This is a genomic window from Siccirubricoccus deserti, from assembly GCF_014283215.1.
GTDB lineage: Bacteria > Pseudomonadota > Alphaproteobacteria > Acetobacterales > Acetobacteraceae > Siccirubricoccus > Siccirubricoccus deserti.
Map to the genome: position 1 here is coordinate 1 of NZ_JACOMF010000122.1, position 3,871 is coordinate 3,871.

Genomic DNA, 3,871 nt, shown 5'->3' on the forward strand with positions numbered 1-3,871 from the left:
CTCAGCTTCTGGGATTACCTCGGCGCCAGGCTCGGCATCCCAGGCCAAGCCAGCATCCCGTACTTGCCCGACTTGGTCCGGCAGCGCTGCCAGCCCGCCTGACCACCACAGGTTTTGCCCCTCTTACACCACAATGGCGGAGGGAGTGCGCCTGGATTCGAATGGTCTCTGCTTGTTGAACCAAGCACCACCTCCGCACCCGATGGCGTATTGCCGACCCGCTTCCATGCCGGTGACAATCTCGCCCTCTTCCGTGACCGCTTCGGGGGTGCGCTGCGGGTGGCGTCGCGCCGGCGCGACGTGAACAGACACGTCGACATCAGCCGCGCCTGCACCGCCCTCAATCTCACCATCGTCGCTGGACCCTGACTAATCCCTCGGGATCCCAGGGACGCTACGGTACAAACGACTCCCATTAGGCCCGCCACCCCGATCGGCCGCCGCCATGTGCCGGGGCAGAGTCCTCTACTCAATGGCGAGGTAAGCACGAACTAACCGCGCACACAGCCTCTGTCTGGCGGAACGCATAGCCTCGCTTGGCGCCGGATACTCATCGGCGGCGTTACTGAGCTGATCCGCATCCCGCCGGCGCGCCGCATGCGACATCGTGCGCTGGGCGGGCGTCTGTGATAGGAGGCGCTGAGGCGGCATGTGGTAGCCCGGAGCATGAAGCCTCCGCATGCCGCCTCTGAGAGTAACTGCGCGCTACTGAATCAGTGGGTTCAAATGAACCACTGGCCCGTGGCCTCGAAATTCGCGATCACCTGATCGCCAATCGCCTGCCAGTCCACCACCTCGCCATATTCAAGGCCCAGATGGTCCACCGCGCCCAGCACGTCGGCCGCAGACGCGACACCCATCAACTCGCCCGAAGCGATCGGGAGTACGAGCTTATAACCGGCAGTGCCATCGACCTCACCCTCCGTGCCCTGGCCCTGCCGCGCAGTCGTCGTCATGCCATGCAGCACGATCTCCTTGAACTCGAGCGGCGTGATGCCATCGAGGATAACCTGCGCATTCGGGTCGCTCGCGTCGAAGTGAAACGTCTCCCGGTAGCTCAGCACGCCGTCCGCGCCCACGGTCGGAAACACCGCCTCTGCCGTGTGGTCATGGCCCTCTGTGCCATGGTCGTGCGCGGCGCTGGCCGGGTCCAGCGTCAGGTTCAGCTGGATCGGGCCGTAAGCTGCCAAGCCTTCGACCAATTCAACAAAGCCATCACCGTCATCGTCCAGAGCAATGGTCGGCGTCATTGCATCCTTGTCGTCGGCAAAGCCATGGATGTGTTGGATGTGCATCTGGTCGGCCTCCAAGCCAGTGGCCTGAATGTCGACGGTCAGCGTCTGTGCGTTCTGGTCGAGTAGCAGAACAGCGCGGCCAGCGACGCCGGAATTGTTCAATGCGGTGAACTCGGTTGAATAGAGCAATTTGCCGTCTTGCACGAATGTGTCGTGTGCCATGCTTCCGCTCCCGGGGGCGATAGCGCCCGGGAAGGCATACGCACGCGTGCTCGAGTTGGATGATCAGTTCACGCCGTCGTCAGAGATTGATCCGCATGGCGGCGATACTCGCCCGACAAGGAAGCGGGCGGCATAACGACAGCCATCAAGCTGCCAGCAGGCAAATCATCAGCACTGCGACTTCGGCTGCCGCTACTGCGACAAGCGTCAGCAGAAACGGGGCGTCACTCCCCGGAACTGACGAGCCGATGGGCACATGCTCACTAGCGTCGCCAGGCGCCGAAGCGATAGCCGTCTGCTCGTCGGCAGGTCCGGCAGCGACATACTTCAGGTTGAGTTGGTTCATGGTAACTGCCGCTCATCGCCCGGATCTTCTTACCCCATACGCATTCGGCTCCCACCTGGATCGCGTCATCGCACGATTGCGCAGTCAGCTCTAACCGGCGGCGGTCGTATTGGGCCGAGCGAGGCCGCCCAGGATGTAGGTTAGCCGAGGAACTCACATTGGGCTTGAGCCATATTTCTTACTCGCTTGTGCGGGGGCGCGCCCAGCACAACAGCTGGTTGCAGATCTTATAAGCGAATGGAGGTGCTCCGCAGTGATCCAGCCGGACGTCGCCTACGTAGATCGGTGAGGATGATGGGATGCCTTGCAGCCATCCCGCGAGTGAGCGGGGATGGGACGTAGTACGAGGCGCCTGCGACCGCCGGGCCGCCGTGGCATGGACTGACCGGTGATGACGGGCCAGCCGGAGCAGGAAGAGCGCGCCTCGGTCGGGCAGGATTTGGCGGCCCGCATCGAATCGCTTGCGCAAAAGCGTGACCGGGCTGCCTTTGAGGCCCTGTTTCGCCACTTCGCGCCGCGGCTGAAGACGTATTTTCTTCGCTCGGGAACTGCAGGCGACGCCGAAGCGGATGAGATGGTGCAGGAAACCATGCTTCTGGTCTGGAGGAAGGCCGCGCTGTTCGACAGGCGCAAGGCAGGGGCGACAACATGGATTTTCACGATCGCCCGCAACATACGGACTGATGCGCGACGACGAAGCAGATCCTCGCCGGCCCTCTTGGCTGATTGTTCCAAAGAGATGGAGTGGATGCCGGACCCTGTGTCCGGCGCCGACGACTTGCTAGCGTCTGCCCAGCAAGAAGCCGGGTTGCACGAGGCCTTCGCCACCTTGTCTCTGGCGCAAAGGCAGGTGCTTGACCTCGCCTACTTCGGCGAGCGCTCTCACTCGGAGATTGCGAACCGGCTCGGAATTCCGCTTGGGACCGTGAAAGCGCGCCTGAGACTGGCGCTTGCGCGGCTGCGGACGGCGCTCGGGTGTGGAGGATGCGATGAGGGATGAGGCGCCAAGCAGGATGATTCGACACCATCCGAGCGAGGCGACGCTGGTTTCTTATGGGGCGGGGAACCTGTGGGAGGCGGCGGCGGTCGTGGTCGGTGCGCATCTCATTCATTGTGCGCAGTGTGCCGCCACGGTCCGGCTGGCCGAGAAGGTAGGCGGCGCGATTCTTGACAGCCTGCCGCCGGCGGCTCTCGCACCGGTGATGCTGGAGCGAGCGATGAGTCGGCTGAACGAGGTCTCCTCGGATGTGGCCGCGAAGGCGGATGCTCAGCATCCGCGCCGGGTCACGGCTGTTCAGGGCGAAGGGCACTCGATTTTACCATCCTTGCTGCGCAATGCAGAATGGCGGTGGCTAGCCCCTGGAATACGGCGGGCTGTGTTGCTGCGGCAGCCTGATGACGGGACGCTTCACCTGCTCCGCGTGCGGTCGGGCACTGCACTTCCACAGCACTCCCATCGCGGCATTGAGCTCACGTTGGTCATCGCAGGGGCCTTTGTGGACGCGGCTGGACACTACGGCCCCGACGATGTCGCCGAGGCCGACGAGGCCGTCAGCCATCAGCCGACGGCCGAGGGACAGGACGAGTGCGTATGCCTGATCGCAACCCAAGGGCGACTGCGCTTCGGAAGCCTTGCAAGCCGTCTCTTCAGTGCCTTCGCACGCATCTGATAGCAACTGGCGGCGCAGCTTCTCAGGCAAGCCGCGCCTCTATTGCATGCGGGTTAGGTCAGTCGCAGCATCGCCGCGACCCGCTCCTGGTCGGCTCCCATTCCGCGGTAAGGCGCGAGCGGCCGTAATCTCCCATGCGCCCAGATGGTCAAGCCATAAGCGATAAATTCGCCTCGTATCGTCGAATGCAGGCCGCGATCACACGTGGCTCCCAAGTCGTGCTCAGCAGGTAGGAATTGGAGGAAACTAGAAACCGGTGACGCCAAGTGCGTAATAAGAGGGGATTTTCCGGCGTCCGGTGCAACCGGTGCCCGCCGGCGGAAGGACCGCGGATTGCGGTGGTTCAGCGCAGGGCCCGCGACTACACTGGGGGCCGGCGGCGCAGTCGAAGACCGGCC

At 63.4% G+C, this 3,871-nt stretch carries 5 protein-coding genes; 3 read left to right on the top strand and 2 right to left on the bottom strand.

The window, feature by feature from the left end:
* Window positions 1–210 precede the first annotated feature (210 nt).
* A complete protein-coding gene (locus tag H7965_RS28205) occupies window positions 211–369 on the top strand; it encodes a hypothetical protein (RefSeq protein WP_186773852.1) in 159 nt (52 codons plus the stop codon).
* Between the two features lie 353 nt (window positions 370–722).
* Here the strand turns inward: H7965_RS28205 and H7965_RS28210 are convergent, their stop codons facing one another.
* Entirely contained in the window at window positions 723–1,457 is a 735-nt protein-coding gene (locus H7965_RS28210; RefSeq protein ID WP_186773853.1) for a CHRD domain-containing protein, read from the bottom strand.
* Window positions 1,458–1,602: 145 nt separating this feature from the next.
* A complete protein-coding gene (locus H7965_RS28215) occupies window positions 1,603–1,803 on the bottom strand; it encodes a hypothetical protein (protein ID WP_186773854.1) in 201 nt (66 codons plus the stop codon).
* Between the two features lie 391 nt (window positions 1,804–2,194).
* Here H7965_RS28215 and H7965_RS28220 point away from each other — a divergent pair, with 391 nt between their 5' ends.
* The gene (locus H7965_RS28220) at window positions 2,195–2,803 is read left to right on the top strand and encodes a sigma-70 family RNA polymerase sigma factor (RefSeq protein ID WP_186773855.1); all 609 of its coding nucleotides are present in this window, start codon (window positions 2,195–2,197) and stop codon (window positions 2,801–2,803) included.
* Window positions 2,793–3,473 carry a ChrR family anti-sigma-E factor gene (locus tag H7965_RS28225; RefSeq protein WP_186773856.1) on the top strand — a complete coding sequence of 227 codons (681 nt, stop codon included), beginning with the start codon at window positions 2,793–2,795 and terminating at the stop codon, window positions 3,471–3,473. Before H7965_RS28220 ends, H7965_RS28225 begins: the two co-directional genes overlap by 11 nt.
* Window positions 3,474–3,871 lie beyond the last annotated feature (398 nt).

Coding starts and splice junctions, on each gene's coding strand:
- H7965_RS28210 (WP_186773853.1), bottom strand. CDS start 1,457: ATGGCACACGACACATTCGTGCAAGACGGCAAATTGCTCTATTCAACC.
- H7965_RS28215 (WP_186773854.1), bottom strand. CDS start 1,803: ATGAACCAACTCAACCTGAAGTATGTCGCTGCCGGACCTGCCGACGAG.
- H7965_RS28220 (WP_186773855.1), top strand. CDS start 2,195: ATGACGGGCCAGCCGGAGCAGGAAGAGCGCGCCTCGGTCGGGCAGGAT.
- H7965_RS28225 (WP_186773856.1), top strand. CDS start 2,793: ATGAGGGATGAGGCGCCAAGCAGGATGATTCGACACCATCCGAGCGAG.